Genomic DNA, 16,535 nt, shown 5'->3' with positions numbered 1-16,535 from the left:
CGGCCTGGGTGCCCGCCACCGGGCCCCCGCCGCGCGAGGCCGCCCCCCCCCCCCCCCCCCCCCCCCCCCCCCCCCGGCCCCCCCCCCCCCCCCCCCCCCGCCCCCCCCCCCCCCCCCCCCCCCCCCCCCCCCCCCCCCCCCCCCCCAGGGCCGGGGAGGCGCCGAACAGGCAGTCGGTGAGCTGCTCCTCGGTCAGCCGGACCTCGGAGAGGGCGCGCTCGTAGTCGGCGAGCTCGCGCACCAGCCCGACCACGGCGGGGACGTCGTCGGGCCGGATCGGCCGCACGCTCACGACAGGACCTCCTTGAGCCGTCCGGGCACCAGCCGGCCCAGCGGGGAGAGCACCGGGACGAGGACCGGGGCCAGCAGGTAGCCGTAGGCCAGCACGCACCCGGTGACGACGGGGAACAGCGCGAAACCGATCACCAGCAGCACAGCCGTGGCGACCAGCCCGTAGGGGCGACCGCTCTTGGGGCTGACCAGCGAGCGGAAGGACCGGAACCGGATGTTGGTCACCATCAGCACGGCCGGGACCGCGACCACCAGCAGCACCCAGAGCCGGTCGCGGCCCTGCATGTCGTCGCCGAACGCGAACACCGACGCGAGCACGACACCGGCCGCACCGGGGCTGGGCATGCCGATGAAGTACCGCTTGTCCGCCGTCGGGTCGATGGTGGTGTTGAAGCGGGCGAGCCGGATGGCTGCGCACGCCACCCAGAGGAAGCAGACCACCCAGCCCACCGGGTCCCACTCGTCGCGGCCCTCGGAGAACAGCGTGAACGCCAGCAGCGCCGGTGCCAGGCCGAAGGAGACCAGGTCGGCCAGCGAGTCGAACTGCAGGCCGAAGGGCGTCACCGCGCCCACCAGCCGGGCGACGGCGCCGTCGGTGATGTCGAACAGCACCGAGAGCCCGATCAGGACGGCGGCGAGGGTGTACTGACCGCGGATGGAGACCAGGATCGCGCCGAAGCCGCACAGCATGTTGCCGAGGGTGAACAGGCTGGGCAGCGTGGCCAGCGCGCGGCGCCGGCTTCCCCGCACGGAACCGCGGACGAACTCGACGGTGGCCGTGCGACGGGTCTGCGGACGGCGCTCACCGGACGCGGAGCTGGGCACGCCGATGCCCTCAGCCGGCCGAGGGCCAGCGGGCGATGACGGTCTCGCCGCCGCGCACGCGCTGCCCCTTGGTCACGGTGAGGGTGCACTCGCGCGGCACGAAGACGTCCATGCGGGAGCCGAACTTCATCAGCCCCATGCGTTCCCCCGTCGCCAGCGTGCGGCCCGGCCCGGTGCGGGTGACGATCCGGCGCGCCAGCACCCCGACGATCTGGCGGAAGACGACCGTGCGGTCGCCGTCCCGGAGCCGCAGCTCGCTGCGCTCGTTGCGGTGCGCCGATTCCTTGCGGTAGGCCGCCAGGAAGCTGCCCCTGCGGTAGGAGCTCTCCACGACCTCGCCGCGGTAGGGGGAGCGGTTCACGTGCACGTCGACCACCGACAGGAAGACGCTGATCTGCTGCCAGCCGCCCTCGGGGGCGTCGTCGGGCGCCACCCCTTCCTGGGGCTCGCCGGCGACCATGACCACGCCGTCGGCGGGGGAGAGGACGTCGTCCGGATCGGCCGGCACGGTGTCGCACCGCCGGTCGGGATCCCGGAAGAACAGGGCCATGTAGGCCGAGAGGGCCAGGAACGGCCAGACGGCCCACCGGCGTCCGGCCACGCCGAGGCCGGCCGCGGGAAGGAGGGGTCCGGTGATGAAAGGCCACCCGGCCCGGTCGATGCGCATCGTCCTCAGACCGTACCGGCCCCGGCCCGGGATGGTCCGGACGCCGGGTTCAGGCAGGGGGCGAGGTGATGTCAGGGTCGGCCCCCTGCTCGGTGGTGCGCGACCGGGGCGGCCCGCCGTACCAGTCGAGGCAGATCATCGTGGCGTCGTCGCGGAGGTCCCCGCCGGTCTCCTTGAGCACGGCCCGGCCGAGGGCGCGGACCACCTCACGCGGGTGAAGGTCGGCCGTGTCGGCGAGAGCCCTGGCGACGTCCAGGTCGACCGCGTTGCGTTCCTGCATGCCGTCGGTCAGGAAGACGATCCGGTCCCCGGGCTCGAGCGGGAAGGGCTGGGCGCCGAAGGACTTGCCGGGCACGACGCCGAACGGCGGTTCGACCCGTAGTTCGATCTCCTCCACCCGGCCGTCGCGCAGCCGCAGTGGGAGGACGTGCCCGGCGTTGACGACGGTCGCGGTGCCGGCGTGCAGGTCCACCTCCACCAGCTGCCCGGTGACGAACTGCCCGGCGTCCGCGTTCTCCGCCAGGGAGTCGTTGGCGTACCTGGCCTGTTCGGCGAGGTCGAGGCCGCGGCGTCGGCCGTTGCGCAGGGCGCCGACCAGGAGTGTGGCCAGCAGGGCTGCCGAGACCTGGTGGCCGACGGCGTCGGTGATCGACAGCTGGAGGCGGTCGCGGTCGAGCGTGTAGTCGAAGGTGTCCCCACCGACCGAGCTGGCCGGCTCCAACCAGCCGGCGAGGGTGAACTGGCCGGCCTCGCACGTGTAGGACGCCGGCAGCAGTCGGCGCTGGATCTCCGCCGCCAGCGCGAACGGCGTCGTGCGCTGGCCCCACTCGAAGACGTCGGTGTGCCTGCGGGCGGCGATGACGACGTAGGCGAGCGCGTGCGCCGCGTTGCGGACGTCGGCCATCTCCTTCTGGGAGGGGTATCGGGCCAGCTCTATCTCGATCACGCCGATCGCGTCGCCCCGGTCGGTGACCGGCACGACCATCACCGCCCCGCCGGCGGACTCCCGGACGTCGGCCTCCTGCGTCCGCAGCACCTGCTCGTAGACCGTGCCGTCCAGCGGCAGCGTCTCGGCCTGCTCGGCCCCGCGCTCGCGGGCGCCCTCGACGGGCACGGCGGATGTCAGCCGGACGACGGCCCGGCCGGTGAAATCGGCGATCAGCAGGGTCACCCTGCGGGCCTCGACCATTGCGCCCAGGGCGTCCGTCACGGCCTCCACCGCCTCGATGGGCGGCGCGGCCTCGACCTTCTCCAGGAGGGCCCCGACGTCGATCACGAAGTCCTCCGAATCACGCATGGGCAAACCCTAGGCGCAGGCCCGGCGCCGCCAGGCCCGAAGGGCTGCACGAGACGTGGCTGCCGGGCCGCCCACCTGGGCGGCCCGGCAGCCGAGGGGTCCTGCGGGAGGCTCAGGCAGCGGCCTTGGTCTCCCAGAAGATCTTGTCGATCTCCGCGATGTAGTCGAGCAGCTTCTGGCCCTCGGCGGGGTCCATGCTGCCCTTGCCGCCGGCCGCACCTGCCTGCTTCGTGGCCTTGTTGAACAGCTCGTGCAGGTGCGGGTACTTCTCGAAGTGCGGCGGCTTGAAGTAGTCGGTCCACAGCACCCACAGGTGGTGCTTGACCAGGTCGGCCCGCTGCTCCTTGATCATGATCGCCCGGGTTCGGTAGACCGGGTCCTCGTTGCTCTGGTACTTCTCCTGGATGGCCTTGACCGATTCCGCCTCGATGCGGGCCTGGGCCGGGTCGTACACGCCGCAGGGGAGGTCGCAGTGCGCGGTGGCCTCCACGGCGGAGAACATGCGGAACAGACGCATGAGAGATGCCTCCGGGTTCGTGGGGTTGGATCTTCTGCGACCCTACCCCCGGTGATCAGCGCGAACACGTCGGGCGGTCGCGGTCCGGAGGGCGTTCCCGGGCTGCCGGCGCGCTGGGTGCTGGCCCGGGTGGCCGGCCCGTCGATGTCACCCACCGTCCGGCACGGGGACCGGCTGGTCGTGCGGCGGCTGCCCGTCGGGTGGCCGGTCCACCCCGGTGACGTCGTGCTGGCCCGCTTCCCGGCCCGACCGGAGCTGCTGGTGGTCAAGCGGGTGCGCCGCGCCGTCGACGGCGGGTGCTGGGTCGAGGGGGACAACCCGTTCCTGACCGACGACAGCCGTTCCTTCGGTGTCGCCGTCGCCGTCGGCCGCGTCGTGGGCCGGCTCTGGCCGCGCCCCGGCCGGCTCCCGGACGCCCCTCCGCCGGGTCCGCTCTCAGACCTCGCGTAGCTGGGCGTACCGCGCGGCGCACTCGGCCATGGTCGGCAGCAACCCCTGCTCGCGCGCCTCGGCGAGGGTGGGCGCGTTCCGGTCCTTGGCCGACAGCTGGAGATCGAGGCCCGACGGCCAGGGCAGGTCCAGGTCGGGGTCCAGGGGGGAGATGCCGAACTCCCGGCCCGGGTCGTAGGCGGAGGAGACCAGGTAGGTGACCGAGCTGCGGTCGGCGAGGGCGACGAACGCGTGGCCCAGCCCCTCGGCCAGGTAGACCGCGCGCGGCTGCTCGCTGTCCAGCAGCACCGCGTCGTGCACGCCGAAGGTGGGGGAGTCGACGCGCACGTCGACGACGACGTCGAGCACCCGGCCGGAGGGGCAGTAGACGTACTTGGCCTGACCGGGGGGCACCAGGGCGAAGTGCACGCCGCGCAGGGCGCCCGCGCTGGAGACGCTGTGGTTGGCCTGCGCCAGGGCCAGCGGGTGTCCCACTGTTTGGGACAGCAGGTCGGCGCGATACCACTCGGTGAAACTGCCCCGCGTGTCCCCGTGCGGCGTCAGATCGATGACGTAACTGTCGGGCACGGCGAGCTCGCTGATCTCCACGTGCGCACCGTAGCGACAGGGCGGCCTCCGGCCGTGGTTACGCTGCTGTGCCCATGAGCGGAAATCCGGCCTCCGGGGACCACGTCGGCACCGACCGCTTCGCCGCCGATCCGGCGTTCGCGGTGCACGAGGGCGGGAAGCTCTCCGTGTCCTCCACCCGCTCGATCGGCTCCATCGCCGACCTCGCCCTCACGTACACGCCGGGCGTCGCCCGGGTGTCCAGCGCGATCGCCGCCGAGCCGGAGCTGGCCCGCCGGTTCACCTGGGCGCCCCGTGTCGTCGCGGTGGTCTCCGACGGCACCGCCGTCCTCGGGCTCGGCGACATCGGCCCGGCCGCGTCCCTGCCGGTGATGGAGGGCAAGGCGTGCCTGTTCAGCGAGTTCGCCGGTCTCTCCTCGGTGCCGATCGTCCTCTCCACGACCGACGTCGACGAGATCGTCGAGACGGTCGCCGCCATCGCGCCGTCGTTCGGCGGGATCAACCTCGAGGACATCAGCGCCCCCCGCTGCTTCGAGATCGAGGCCCGGCTGCGCGAGCGCCTGGACATCCCCGTCATGCACGACGACCAGCACGGCACGGCGATCGTCGTGCTCGCCGCGCTGCGCAACGCCGCGGCGGTGGTCGGCCGGGAACTGGGGGACCTGCGGGTCGTCGTCTCGGGCGCCGGCGCCGCCGGCGTCGCCTGCACCAAGATCCTGCTCGAGGCGGGGGTGGGAGAGATCGCCGTGGCCGACTCGCGCGGCGTCCTGCACCTCGGCCGCGACGGGCTGACCGGCACCAAGCGGTGGCTCGCCGAGAACACCAACCCGTCGGGGTTCGCCGGCTCCATGGTCTCGGCGCTGCGCGGGGCCGACGTCTACCTGGGGGTCTCCGGGGGCTCGGTCCCCGAGGAGGCGATCGCGTCGATGGCGGAGAACTGCATCGTGTTCTCCCTGGCCAACCCGACGCCCGAGGTGGATCCGCAGATGGCCGCCAAGTACGCCGCCGTCGTCGCCACCGGCCGCAGCGACCTGCCGAACCAGATCAACAACGTGCTCGCCTTCCCGGGGGTCTTCCGCGGCGCGATCGACGCCGGCGCGACCAGCATCACCGAGGAGATGAAGCTCGCGGCCGCCACGGCCATCGCCGGCGTCGTCGGTGCCGACCTGCGGCCCGACTACATCGTGCCCAGCCCGCTGGACCGCCGGGTCGCGACCGCCGTCGCCGAGGCCGTGGCGGCCTGTGCGCGCGACCAGGGCGTCACCCGCTGAGGGAGGACCTCGTCCTCCCCGCCCTTCGCACGCTCAGGGCGGGCCCCGGGACGGGGCCGGAAGGACATCAGGGCCGGTAGACCCGGCCGAGGACGCCGGCCAGCAGCCGCTCGGCGACCGGTCGGGGCAGCGCCGCGACCAGGGCGTGCACCGGGGCCATGCGCTCGGGGAGCGAGCCGCCGGAGATCCCGGCCAGCTCGAGCAACGCCTCCACCTCGGCCACGGTCAGCGCCGCGGGGTCGATCGTGGCGGCCGCCGCCACCAGCTCGGGATCGGGCACGGGGCGGGGGAGCGCGGCGGCCGCCCGGGCCGCGTCGCGGAGATCGGCCAGCAGGGCCGTCACCCGGTCGGCGGTGGCCGCCGTGACGGTGAGGTGCAGGGTGGCCGGGAGGTCCCCACCGTCCTGGGCGAAGGGCGGCTGCGGCTGCAGCAGCCAGCCGCGGGCGGTCATCTCGTCGGCGAGGTTGAGGACGTCCACGCCGTCCGGGCCGTCCGCGGCCAGCGCCACGAGGGTGGTGGCGGGGCGCCCGACCACGCGCACCCCGGGGATGTCGCGCACGCCCTCGGCCAGGGCGCACGTGGCCCGGCGCGCGCGGGCGGCGAGCTCCCGGTAGCCGTCGTCGCCCAGCCACCGGTGCACCGCCCAGGCGGCCGCCATGGCACCGGCCGGGCGGGTGCCGGCCAGGGTCGGGTTGACCACGGGGTAGCCCGGCCAGCCGGCGGTGGTGAACCAGTGCGCGTGCCGGAGCTCGGGGGTGGCGGTCAGCAGCACCGAGACGCCCTTGGGCGCGTAGCCGTACTTGTGCAGGTCCACCGACAGCGACGTCACCCCCGGTACCGACAGGTCGAAGGGCTCCGGGACGTCGTCCAGGAAGGGCAGCACCCAGCCGCCGATGCAGGCGTCCACGTGGCAGGGCACCCCGGCGCCGGCCGCGAGCCCGGCGATCTCCCCCACGGGGTCGAGCACTCCGTGCGGGTAGGACGGCGCGCTGACGACCGCCAGCACGGTGCGCTCGTCCAGCTGCCGCACCACCGCCGACGGGTCGGCGCGGCAGGTCTCCGCGTCGACCGGGATGTCGACGACCTCCACCCCGAACAGGTGCGCGGCCTTGCGGAAGGCCGCGTGGGCGGTGACCGGCAGGAGCAGCCGGGGCCGTCCGGCCCCGCCCCGCGCCCGCCACTGCTCGCGCGCGGCGAGGACGGCGAGCTCGCAGCTCTCGGTGCCGCCGCTGGTCAGCGTCCCCACGGCATCAGGCCCGCCGCCGAGCAGTCCGAGCGCGGCGCCGACCAGGTCGTTCTCGATGCGGGCCACGCTGGGGAAGGCGGTCGGGTCCAGCGCGTTCGTCCACTGGAACGCCGCCTGGGCGGCCGCCGCCAGCTCCTCGACCTCGGCCCGGCCGGAGTCGTAGACGTAGGCCATGGTGGCGCCCCCGTGGGTGGGCACGTCGCCGGCCTGCAACGCGGTGAGCTCGGCGAGCACGTCCTGCGGGTTCACGCGGGGACCTCCTGGGCGGTCGCGGGGGTGAGGCGGTAGCGGGCGAGCACGGGCAGGCTGGCCAGGACGAGCACGGCGGGCAGCACGCTGAAGCCGAGCCGGACGGCGGTGAGGGCGGTCGAGGACTGGGTCACCGTCTCCCCACCGGTGGAGGAGACGTAGCCGGCCAGCGCGAGCAGTCCGCCGAGCAGCCCCGGGCCGATCGCGAGCCCGAGGGTCTCGGCCGCCGTCCAGACCCCGGTGAACACGCCGGCCCGTCGCCGGCCGGACGCCGCCTCGTCGGCGGCGATGACGTCGGGCAGCATGGCGAGCGGGAACATCTGCATGCCGGCGTAGCCGATCCCCACGAGGACGACGAGGGCCAGCACCAGCCCGGTCCCGCCCGCGTCGCCCACCGCCAGGCCCGCCGCCGCGGCCGCGAAGAGAGTGGCCGAGGAGAGCAGCCCGGCGCGCTTGCCCACGGTGCGGCTGACCCGCAGCCACAGCGGCATGACGAGGATCGCCGGGCCCACCAGCGCGGCGAACAGCAGCGATCCGGCGGCCGGGTCGCCGAGGACCTGGCGCGAGTAGTACGGCACCCCGGCCAGCATCACGCCGATCCCCAGCGCCTGGACGACGAACCCGGTGAGCAGCACCCGGAACGGCCGGGACCGCCACGCCAGCGCCAGCGCGGCGCCCAGCCGCTCCTCGCTGCGCACCTGGGTGAGCGTCGGCGCCCGCCGGGTCCCGGCGACCGCGCCCAGCATGCCGACCGCCAGCAGCACGGCCACGAAGACCGCCATCGCCAGGTGACCGCCGCGCCCGCCGCCGGCCAGGTCGACGACGGCGGGCGCCCCGGCGCCGGCGAGCAGGATGCCGACGGCGAGCGCCGCCACGCGCCACGACATCAGGGTGGCCCGCTCACCCGGGTCGTCGGTGATCTCCGCCGGCTGGGCTACGTAGGGCACCTGGAACAGCCCGTAGGCGGTGGCCGCCAGCAGGAAGGTCACCGCGACCCAGGTGGCGGCCACCCAGGGCGGGGCGCCGGGGCCGGCGAACACGAGCACGAACAGCGGGGGCAGGGTGACCCCGCCGGCCAGCATCCACGGCCGGCGGGGCCCCCAGCCGCTCACCGTGCGGTCCGACCGGCTGCCGATCCACGGGTTGAGCCAGACGTCCCACGCCTTGGGCAGGAACACCACCAGACCCGCGACCCCGGCGGCCACGCCCAGCACGTCGGTCAGGTAGTACAGGAGCAGCAGCCCCGGCACCGTGCCGAACGCCGCCGTCCCGATCGAGCCCAGCGCGTACCCGAGGTGGACGCCCCGGTCGAGCCGGGGACCAGGTGAGACGGCCGTCACAAGTGCTGCACGGTAGCGGCTCAGTCGCCCTTCACGTTCACCAGCTGGCGCAGCGTGTGGCGCACCTCCACCAGGTCGGCCGCGTCGGCCATGACGACGTCCACGTCCTTGTAGGCGGCGGGGATCTCGTCGAGGAACGCGTCGCTGTGCCGCCACTCGATGCCGCGCATCGACTCCTCCAGCTGGGCCCGGGTGAACGTCTTGCGCGCCTTCGTGCGTGAGAACACCCGGCCGGCGCCGTGCGGCGAGCTGTTCAGCGACTCCGGGTTGCCCAGGCCGGTGACGACGTAGCTCGCCGTCCCCATCGAGCCGGGGATGAGCCCCGCCTGCCCCTTCTCCGCCTGGATCGCGCCCTTCCGCGACACCCACAGCTGCTCGCCGAAGTGCTTCTCGTGCTGGCTGAAGTTGTGGTGGCAGTTGATCCGCTCGAGCTCCGGCGTGCTGTCGGCCCGCATGTGCCGGGCCAGGCAGTCGGCGACCCGGTCCATCATCTCCTCGCGGTTGAGCAGCGCGAAGTGCTGCGCCCAGCGCAGCTCGGCGACGTACCGGTCGAACTCCGGAGTGCCCTCGTCGAGCCAGGCGAGGTCGCGGTCGGGCAGGTCCAGGCCGTCCCGCCGGGCCCGCTCCTGGGCGATCGCGATGTGCTTCTGGGCGATCTTGTTGCCCACTCCGCGGCTGCCCGAGTGCAGGAACAGCCAGACGCGGTCGCGCTCGTCGGCGGTCACCTCGATGAAGTGGTTGCCGGAACCGAGGCTGCCCAGCTGCATCGCCCAGTTCGGCGCCGTCGTCGTGACCGAGGCCAGCACGCGGTCGCCGAGCTCCTCGGCCTTCGCCTCCAGCTCCTCCACCCGCCGCCGGGCGGTCGCGGTGAGCTTCTTGTTGTACCGGCCCGCCGACAGCGGGACCGCCCGCTCGATGTCCCCGCGCAGCGGCGCCAGGGGGCCACGTGCCCGCACCTCGTCCACCGACCAGGGTGTGCGGACGGCGATCATGCCGCAGCCGATGTCGACGCCGACCGCCGCCGGGATGATCGCCGCGCGCGTCGGCAGCACCGACCCCACGGTCGCGCCCTTGCCGAGGTGCGCGTCGGGCATGAGCGCCACGTGGGGGTCGACGATGTCGAGGGAGGCGGTGCGCTCGGCCTGCCGGCGGGTCTCGTCGTCGAGGATGCTCGCCCAGTTCAGGAGCTTGTCGGACAGTCTTTCCACCCCTGGAGTCTGCGGGTCCCGGCCGATCACGGCGAGCGGTTTGTCCCAGGGGCCGATCGTGGGTACCGAACCGCGCATGGGAGCCAGCAGGGCGGCCGTCGCCGCCTCGGGTCAGTGGGTCGATCCCGACGACGGGATCCGGTACCCCGCCGGGGAGGTGCACGCCTGGGAACGCGGGCGCAACGAGACCTCCTGCGGGCTGTCGCTGCACCGCTCGCGGCTCACCCGCTTCCCGCACGTCGGCTGGCCGGACGTGCAGCCGGAGTCGGGCCGGCACGCCGAGGAGGTGCAGGAGGTCTGCCGCCGCTGCCGGGCCGCCCAGGGAGCCCGGCGGGACGACCGAGGGTGGACGCGCACCAACCCCCGCCCGTGAGCTGTGCCCAGCCGGTGCCGAGTTCGACAGCACGGTGTGCTGCGCCGTCCGCACGCCCTGACCCCCGCTGACAGCGTCGCCAGGTCAACGTGAGCGCTTGGCGGCCCTGCGTTCGGCCTTGCGTTCGGCTTTGCGTTCGGCCTTGAGTCGGGCCTTCCGTGCGCGGGCCTCGACGGCCTGGCGGGTGGTGCGGCCGTCCCTGCGGCCGAGCAACCAGCCCAGCAGCCGCGCGAGGGCCAGGTCGGGTCCGGCGTGGTTGCCCGGGGTGCCCTGGGACTGCTCGCCGAGGAAGTTCGGGTCCGGGGCGTGCCAGGGGTCGTGACGGGGATCGGGACGAGGCATCGCGGACCTCCGGGTGTGGTGACGTCGACGGTGGGGCGCCAGTCGCTGCCCGGGGCGCCCGGCTCGGCGGGGAGCTGCGGAGTGTTCCCGCAGATGGCGAGGTGCTCGGCCTCGGCGAGCGCGCAGCCGGCGGACGGCTCCGGTGCCGGCGTCCGGCGCCGGTCCGGCCCGATGGCCCCGCTCGGACCTCCGCACACCTGGCGCACCGTGCTGCCGAACTCAGCCGGCGGTGAGCAGTCGGTCGACGGCCAGGTGCAGCTCGGTGTTCGTGTAGGCGAGCACGACGGTGGCGACGACGAACAGCGGCACCAGGGCCACCCGCTCCACGGTCGCGCCGGTGCGGATGGGGGAGAGCGCGAGCCGCTTGCGCTTCCCCAGCCAGAGCAGCGGCACCGGCACCCCGGCGGTGGTGATCGCGTCGCCGGCGATGTGGGTGAGCACACCGGCCGCGACCGCCCAGGGCAGCCAGGACGGGGAGGTCGTGTGGTCCAGCAGCAGCCAGGCGCCGCCCCACGACAGCACCAGGTTGCCCAGGATCGTGGTCTCGGTGCGACCGGGGATGACGAAGTGCAGGGCGCGCAGCGCCAGCCCGATGGCCAGCGCGAGCAGCAGCAGGCTGGACCAGAACGCGCCGGAGGCCGCCATGGCCAGCGCTCCGAAGGCGATCGGGGCGAGGACGGCGTCGTGGGTGCCCCAGCGGTGCCCGCCGGACAGCGCCCCGATCGCGCCCGCGGGCACGTCGGTGACCGGGCCCCACATGTCCGAGACGGTGGAGTTGCGGTGGTCGAGGTCGGGCAGCATCGCGAAGCCGCCGACGGCGGCGACCCAGGCCGCCTGGCCGACCGCTCCCTGCACGGGGGCCCACGGCAGGGTGGCGGCGCCTGCGGCCAGGCCGGAGAGCGCGTGGGAGTGACCGAGCACGTGCCCAGCGTGCCGCCGCGCCGAGCCGCGGCCGGGCAGGCGCTGCGGCGTGTCCCCGTCGATCAGTCGTCGAGCAGGTGGCGCAGCAGCCGCTCGGGCGCGGCGAAGAAGGTCTGCCAGTCGCGCACCAGGTCCAGCTCGGCCCACGGGCGCTCGGCGAACCCCGTCTCGTCCAGCTCGTAGACGCGGGCGCCCGGGAGCGCGGCCAGCACGGGGGAGTGGGTGGCCAGCAGCACCTGGGATCCGGTGCCGGCGACGCCGTGCAGCAGCGCCATCAGCCGGAGCGACGACCGGAACGACAGCGCCGACTCCGGCTCGTCGAGCACCCACAGCCCGCGCTCGAGGGTCCGGGACTCGAGGAAGGCCAGGAAGCCCTCGCCGTGGGAGCGCGCGTTGAGCGGCACGCCGTCGAAGGCGCGGGTGGCCGGGGAGGCGTCCATCCCGGCGAAGTGGTCGTGCATGGCCTCCGCCCGGAGCCAGACGCCTCCCTGCGGCCGTGGGCGCTGGCCGTCGAGCAGCAGGTCACGGTGCAGCTCCGAGTCGTCCACGGCCGGGGCCAACGGCCCCCAGTGCTTCACCTGCGCGGTGAGCGACGCGCCCCACGCACGGGCGACCGCCTCCAGCAGCGTGGACTTGCCGCTGCCGTTCTCCCCGACGACCACCGTCAGCGGAGCGAGCTCCATCCCGCCGGAGCGCAGCTGGGCGACGCCCGGCAGGTCCCAGAACCAGGCGTCGGGATCGGCGACGTCGGCCCGGACACGCACCCGCGACAGCGGGAGATCCGCGCCCGCGGCGGGGCCGGTCACTCGTCGAGGTCGTCGTCGTCCGTGCCGCCGCGGGCCAGCCAGGTGGCCAGCCGCTCCACGGGCACCTCGAAGTCGGGGTGCTGGTCGACGAACGCCTGCATCTGGTCGGCCAGCCAGGCCAGGGTCACCTGCTCCTCGCCGCGCCGTCCGGCCAGCTCCTCCAGGCCCCGATCGGTGAAGTACATGCCCCAGAACCTACGACGCCCGGTCCCCGAGCGGATCGGGGACCGGGCGTCGCACGGTCCGGTGCCGGCTCAGCCGGCCAGGTCAGCCGGCGAAGGCCTCGGCGACCAGCTTGCGCTGCTCGACCTCGTGCACCTTCGCCGAGCCGACCGCCGGGCTGGCCGACGCCCGGCGGCTGACCCGACGCAGCTTCCGCCCCTCCGGCAGCTCCTCGGGCAGGTTGACGGCCATGAACTGCCAGGCGCCCATGTTCGCCGGCTCCTCCTGCACCCACACCACGTCGGTGGCGTTCGGGTAGCGCTCCAGCTCGGTGCGGATCTGCTCGGCCGGCAGCGGGTACAGCTGCTCGACCCGCACGATCGCGGTGTCGGCGCGGCCGTCGGACTCCCGCTGTGCCATGAGGTCGTAGGCGACCTTGCCGCTGCAGAGGAGCACGCGCTTCACCGCGCCGGCGTCCAGGGCCTCCCCACCGACCCCCGTGTCGGGCAGCACCGGGCGGAAGTTCTGCTCGGTGAAGTCCGCGACCGGGCTGACCGCCGCCTTCGCCCGCAGCAGCGACTTCGGCGTGAAGACGACCAGCGGCCGGTGCACGTCCGACAGCGCCTGACGGCGGAGCAGGTGGAAGTAGTTGCCGGGGGTCGTGCAGTTGGCGACGGTCATGTTGTTCTCCGCCGACAGCTGCAGGAACCGCTCGATGCGGCCGCTGGAGTGGTCGGGACCCTGACCCTCCATGCCGTGCGGCAGCAGCAGGACGACGCCGGAGCGCTGGCCCCACTTGGCCTCGCCGGAGCTGATGAACTCGTCGATGACCATCTGGGCGCCGTCGACGAAGTCGCCGAACTGGGCCTCCCAGAGCACCAGTGCCTTGGTGTTGGCCACCGAGTAGCCGTACTCGAAGCCGAGCGCCGCGTACTCGCTCAGCAGCGAGTCGTAGACGAAGAACTTCGCCTGGTCCTCGGTCAGGTTGGCCAGGGGGGTGTACTCCGCGCCGTTCTCCCGGTCGATGAGCACCGAGTGGCGCTGCACGAAGGTGCCGCGGCGGGAGTCCTGCCCGGCCAGCCGGACGGGCACGCCCTCCATCAGCAGCGAGCCGAACGCCAGCAGCTCGCCCATGGCCCAGTCGATGCCGCCCTCGCTGGCCATCGCGGCCCGCTTCTCCAGCATCTTCTGCAGCTTCGGGTGCGGCGTGAAGTCCGGCGGGAAGGAGACGTGCGCGTCACCGATGGTCTTGAGGACCTCCTGCGTGACGGCCGTCTGCACCGTGGACTCCTGCGGCGTGCGCGGGTCCATCACCGGCTCGGGCTTGGAGGAGTCCTGCGCGTCGTGGGTCTCGGCGAAGGCGCGCTCCAGCTGGCCGCGGTAGTCCTTGAGGGCCTCCTCGGCCTCCTCGAGCGTGATGTCGCCGCGACCGACCAGCGCCTCGGTGTAGAGCTTCCGGACCGAGCGCTTGCGGTCGATGATGTCGTACATCTGCGGCTGGGTCATCGAGGGGTCGTCACCCTCGTTGTGCCCGCGCCGGCGGTAGCAGACGAGGTCGATGACGACGTCCTTCTTGAACTGCTGCCGGTACTCGACCGCAAGCCGGGCCACCCGCACGCAGGCCTCGGGGTCGTCCCCGTTCACGTGGAAGATCGGGGCGTTGACCATCCGCGCGACGTCGGTCGAGTAGAGCGTCGAGCGCGCCGAGCCGGGGCTGGTGGTGAAGCCGACCTGGTTGTTGATGACGACGTGCACGGTGCCGCCGGTGCGGTAGCCGCGGAGCTGGGAGAGGTTCAGCGTCTCCTGGACCACGCCCTGGCCGGCGAACGCGGAGTCGCCGTGCAGCAGGAGCGGCAGGACCGTGAAGCCCTGCTCGCCCTTGTCGATCATGTCCTGCTTCGCGCGGACGATGCCCTCGAGGACGGGGTTGACCGTCTCCAGGTGGGACGGGTTGCTGGCCAGCGAGACGGCGATCTCGGCGTCGGTGCGGAACGGGTTGCGGAACGTCCCGGTGGCGCCGAGGTGGTACTTCACGTCGCCGGAGCCCTGGACCGTGCCCGGGTCGATGTTGCCCTCGAACTCACCGAAGATCTTGGCGTAGCTCTTGCCGAGCACGTTGGCTAGGACGTTGAGCCGGCCGCGGTGGGCCATGCCGATCGCGACCTCGTCGAGCCCGTGGTCGGTGCCGGCGATGAGCACCTCGTCGAGGATCGGGATGACCGACTCCCCGCCCTCCAGGCTGAACCGCTTCTGCCCGACGTACTTCGTCTGCAGGAAGGTCTCGAACGCCTCGGCGGCGTTCAGCCGGCCGAGCACGTGCTTCTGCTTCTCGCGGTCGGGCTGCTCGTGCTTGATCTCGATCCGCTGCTGGAGCCACTCGCGCTCCTCGGGATCGGTGATGTGCATGTACTCCACGCCGACCGTGCGGCAGTAGGAGTTGCGCAGCACGCCGAGGATGTCCCGCAGCGGCATGAGCCGCTCACCGGCGAAACCGCCGACCGGGAACGTCCGGTCCAGGTCCCACAGGGTGAGACCGTGCTGGAGGATGTCGAGGTCGGGGTGGGTGCGGACCTTGAACTCGAGCGGGTCGGTGTCGGCCATGAGGTGGCCGTTGCGCCGGTAGGACTCGATGACCTCGATGACCCGGGCTTCCTTGTCGATCTGCCCCTCGCGCGTGACCCGCACGTCCGGCATCCAGCGCACCGGCTCGTAGGGGATCCGCAGCGAGCGGAAGACCTCGTCGTAGAAGCCGTCCTCACCCAGCAGCAGCGAGTGCAGCTTGCGCAGGAAGTCGCCGGACTCCGCGCCCTGGATGATCCGGTGGTCGTAGGTCGAGGTGAGCGTGATGATCTTCGAGACGCCCATGTCCGTGAGCACCTCGGGGCTCATCCCCTGGAACTCGGCGGGGTACTCCATGGCCCCCACGCCGATGATCGCGCCCTGCCCGGCGGTCAGCCGCGGCACCGAGTGGTTGGTGCCGATCGTGCCCGGGTTGGTCAGGCTGATCGTGGTGCCGGAGAAGTCCTCCATCGTCAGCTTGTTGTTCCGGGCGCGCCGGATGATGTCCTCGTAGGCGGCCCAGAAGGCGGCGAAGTCCATCTCCTCGGCGGCCTTGATCGACGCCACCACCAGGGACCGCGAGCCGTCGGGCTTGGGCAGGTCGATGGCGAGCCCGAAGTTGACGTGCTCGGGCGCCACCAGCACCGGCTTGCCGTCGACCTCGGCGAAGGCGCTGTTCATGTTCGGGAACGCGTCGAGCGCCCGGATCAGCGCGTAGCCGATCAGGTGCGTGAAGGAGACCTTGCCCCCGCGTGCGCGGGCCAGGTGGTTGTTGATGACGATGCGGTTGTCGACCAGCAGCTTCGCCGGGACCGCGCGCACGCTCGTCGCCGTCGGCACGGTCAGCGAGGCGTTCATGTTCTTGACCACCGCGGCGGCAGCGCCGCGCAGCGGGGACTGCTTGCCGTCGCCGGCCGACGGCTTGGGCGCCGGCTTGGCGGCGGGGGCGGCCTTCTCCGCGGGGGCGGCCTTCTGCGCGGGGGCGGCGGGCTTCGGGTTGCTCTTCTGCACGGGTGCGCTCCCGGTCGGCTCGGACCCGGCGGCCGGGCGCTGGACGTCCGGCGCTGCCGCGCCGGCGGGCTCCGGCGCCGCGCTGGGCGCCGGAGCGGACTGCGGCGGGGACGCCGGTGCGGGGGCGCCCTTGGCGGGCGGCGCCTGCTCGCGGTCACCGCCACCGACGGGGCTGCCCGGCCGGTAGTCGGCGAAGAACTCGTGCCACGCCTGATCGACGCTGGACGGGTCGGCGAGGAACTGCTGGTACATCTCCTCGACCAGCCACTCGTTGGTGCCGAAACCGGCGACCGGGGACGAGGTGGACGACGGGCGGGATGAGTTCACGCTTGACACGGGGTCGAGTGCCTTCTTCGTCTTGGGGCTGCGTCTGAGGGGCGTCGCTGGACCGGGTGTCGAGTCTACGCCCGTGCCGGGTCGCCGACCCGGCACG

At 73.5% G+C, this 16,535-nt stretch carries 16 protein-coding genes; 3 read left to right on the top strand and 13 right to left on the bottom strand.

Annotated features, from left to right (window positions below; genetic code table 11):
• Nucleotides 1–288: 288 nt before the first annotated feature.
• The 4 genes from pssA to sodN form a co-directional block, all read right to left on the bottom strand.
• Nucleotides 289–1,116: a CDP-diacylglycerol--serine O-phosphatidyltransferase gene (gene pssA, locus ACI79Q_RS17115; protein WP_456597999.1), complete on the bottom strand. Its 828-nt coding sequence runs from the start codon at nucleotides 1,114–1,116 to the stop codon at nucleotides 289–291.
• Between the two features lie 10 nt (nucleotides 1,117–1,126).
• Nucleotides 1,127–1,783 (bottom strand): phosphatidylserine decarboxylase, encoded by a 657-nt coding sequence (locus ACI79Q_RS17110; protein WP_456589262.1) that lies wholly within the window; start codon nucleotides 1,781–1,783, stop codon nucleotides 1,127–1,129.
• Between the two features lie 49 nt (nucleotides 1,784–1,832).
• Nucleotides 1,833–3,080: a PP2C family protein-serine/threonine phosphatase gene (locus ACI79Q_RS17105; protein ID WP_456599545.1), complete on the bottom strand. Its 1,248-nt coding sequence runs from the start codon at nucleotides 3,078–3,080 to the stop codon at nucleotides 1,833–1,835.
• Nucleotides 3,081–3,192: 112 nt separating this feature from the next.
• Nucleotides 3,193–3,597, bottom strand: a complete 405-nt coding sequence (gene sodN / locus ACI79Q_RS17100) for a superoxide dismutase, Ni (RefSeq protein ID WP_456589260.1) — start codon at nucleotides 3,595–3,597, stop codon at nucleotides 3,193–3,195.
• Nucleotides 3,598–3,648: 51 nt separating this feature from the next.
• Here sodN and ACI79Q_RS17095 point away from each other — a divergent pair, with 51 nt between their 5' ends.
• Complete coding sequence (locus ACI79Q_RS17095; RefSeq protein WP_456615071.1) at nucleotides 3,649–4,047, top strand: S26 family signal peptidase; 399 nt, start codon at nucleotides 3,649–3,651, stop codon at nucleotides 4,045–4,047.
• Here ACI79Q_RS17095 and ACI79Q_RS17090 read toward each other — a convergent pair.
• Nucleotides 4,033–4,635, bottom strand: a complete 603-nt coding sequence (locus tag ACI79Q_RS17090; protein ID WP_456615070.1) for a dTDP-4-dehydrorhamnose 3,5-epimerase family protein — start codon at nucleotides 4,633–4,635, stop codon at nucleotides 4,033–4,035. The genes ACI79Q_RS17095 and ACI79Q_RS17090 overlap by 15 nt on opposite strands.
• Before the next feature lie 53 nt (nucleotides 4,636–4,688).
• Between ACI79Q_RS17090 and ACI79Q_RS17085 the strand changes: the two genes are divergently transcribed.
• Nucleotides 4,689–5,885 (top strand): NAD(P)-dependent malic enzyme, encoded by a 1,197-nt coding sequence (locus ACI79Q_RS17085; RefSeq protein ID WP_456589257.1) that lies wholly within the window; start codon nucleotides 4,689–4,691, stop codon nucleotides 5,883–5,885.
• 67 nt (nucleotides 5,886–5,952) lie between these two features.
• Here the strand turns inward: ACI79Q_RS17085 and ACI79Q_RS17080 are convergent, their stop codons facing one another.
• The 3 genes from ACI79Q_RS17080 to ACI79Q_RS17070 are packed head-to-tail and all read right to left on the bottom strand — an operon-like array spanning nucleotide 5,953 to nucleotide 9,928.
• Entirely contained in the window at nucleotides 5,953–7,380 is a 1,428-nt protein-coding gene (locus tag ACI79Q_RS17080; RefSeq protein ID WP_456599547.1) for a pyridoxal phosphate-dependent decarboxylase family protein, read from the bottom strand.
• Entirely contained in the window at nucleotides 7,377–8,720 is a 1,344-nt protein-coding gene (locus tag ACI79Q_RS17075; RefSeq protein WP_456589255.1) for an MFS transporter, read from the bottom strand. Before ACI79Q_RS17075 ends, ACI79Q_RS17080 begins: the two co-directional genes overlap by 4 nt.
• 20 nt (nucleotides 8,721–8,740) lie before the next feature.
• Complete coding sequence (locus ACI79Q_RS17070) at nucleotides 8,741–9,928, bottom strand: RtcB family protein (protein ID WP_456589254.1); 1,188 nt, start codon at nucleotides 9,926–9,928, stop codon at nucleotides 8,741–8,743.
• A gap of 76 nt (nucleotides 9,929–10,004) precedes the next feature.
• Between ACI79Q_RS17070 and ACI79Q_RS17065 the strand changes: the two genes are divergently transcribed.
• On the top strand, nucleotides 10,005–10,301 hold the full coding sequence (locus ACI79Q_RS17065) for a hypothetical protein (protein ID WP_456589253.1): 297 nt from the start codon (nucleotides 10,005–10,007) through the stop codon (nucleotides 10,299–10,301).
• An 84-nt stretch (nucleotides 10,302–10,385) separates the two neighbouring features.
• Here the strand turns inward: ACI79Q_RS17065 and ACI79Q_RS17060 are convergent, their stop codons facing one another.
• The 5 genes from ACI79Q_RS17060 to ACI79Q_RS17040 all read right to left on the bottom strand — a co-directional run bounded on the left by ACI79Q_RS17060 (nucleotide 10,386) and on the right by ACI79Q_RS17040 (nucleotide 16,429).
• Nucleotides 10,386–10,643: a hypothetical protein gene (locus ACI79Q_RS17060; RefSeq protein ID WP_456589252.1), complete on the bottom strand. Its 258-nt coding sequence runs from the start codon at nucleotides 10,641–10,643 to the stop codon at nucleotides 10,386–10,388.
• A 219-nt stretch (nucleotides 10,644–10,862) separates the two neighbouring features.
• Nucleotides 10,863–11,564, bottom strand: coding sequence for a metal-dependent hydrolase (locus ACI79Q_RS17055; RefSeq protein WP_456589251.1), 702 nt, complete (start codon nucleotides 11,562–11,564; stop codon nucleotides 10,863–10,865).
• A gap of 62 nt (nucleotides 11,565–11,626) precedes the next feature.
• Nucleotides 11,627–12,370, bottom strand: coding sequence for an AAA family ATPase (locus ACI79Q_RS17050; protein WP_456589250.1), 744 nt, complete (start codon nucleotides 12,368–12,370; stop codon nucleotides 11,627–11,629).
• Complete coding sequence (locus ACI79Q_RS17045; protein ID WP_456589249.1) at nucleotides 12,367–12,555, bottom strand: DUF6104 family protein; 189 nt, start codon at nucleotides 12,553–12,555, stop codon at nucleotides 12,367–12,369. The genes ACI79Q_RS17050 and ACI79Q_RS17045 overlap by 4 nt, the downstream gene beginning before the upstream one ends.
• Before the next feature lie 82 nt (nucleotides 12,556–12,637).
• Complete coding sequence (locus ACI79Q_RS17040; RefSeq protein WP_456589248.1) at nucleotides 12,638–16,429, bottom strand: multifunctional oxoglutarate decarboxylase/oxoglutarate dehydrogenase thiamine pyrophosphate-binding subunit/dihydrolipoyllysine-residue succinyltransferase subunit; 3,792 nt, start codon at nucleotides 16,427–16,429, stop codon at nucleotides 12,638–12,640.
• Between the last annotated feature and the right edge of the window lie 106 nt (nucleotides 16,430–16,535).

The organism is Blastococcus sp. SYSU DS0828 (genome assembly GCF_054050975.1).
Note: the sequence above shows the minus strand (reverse complement) of the source record. Positions and strands in the feature narration are given on the sequence as shown.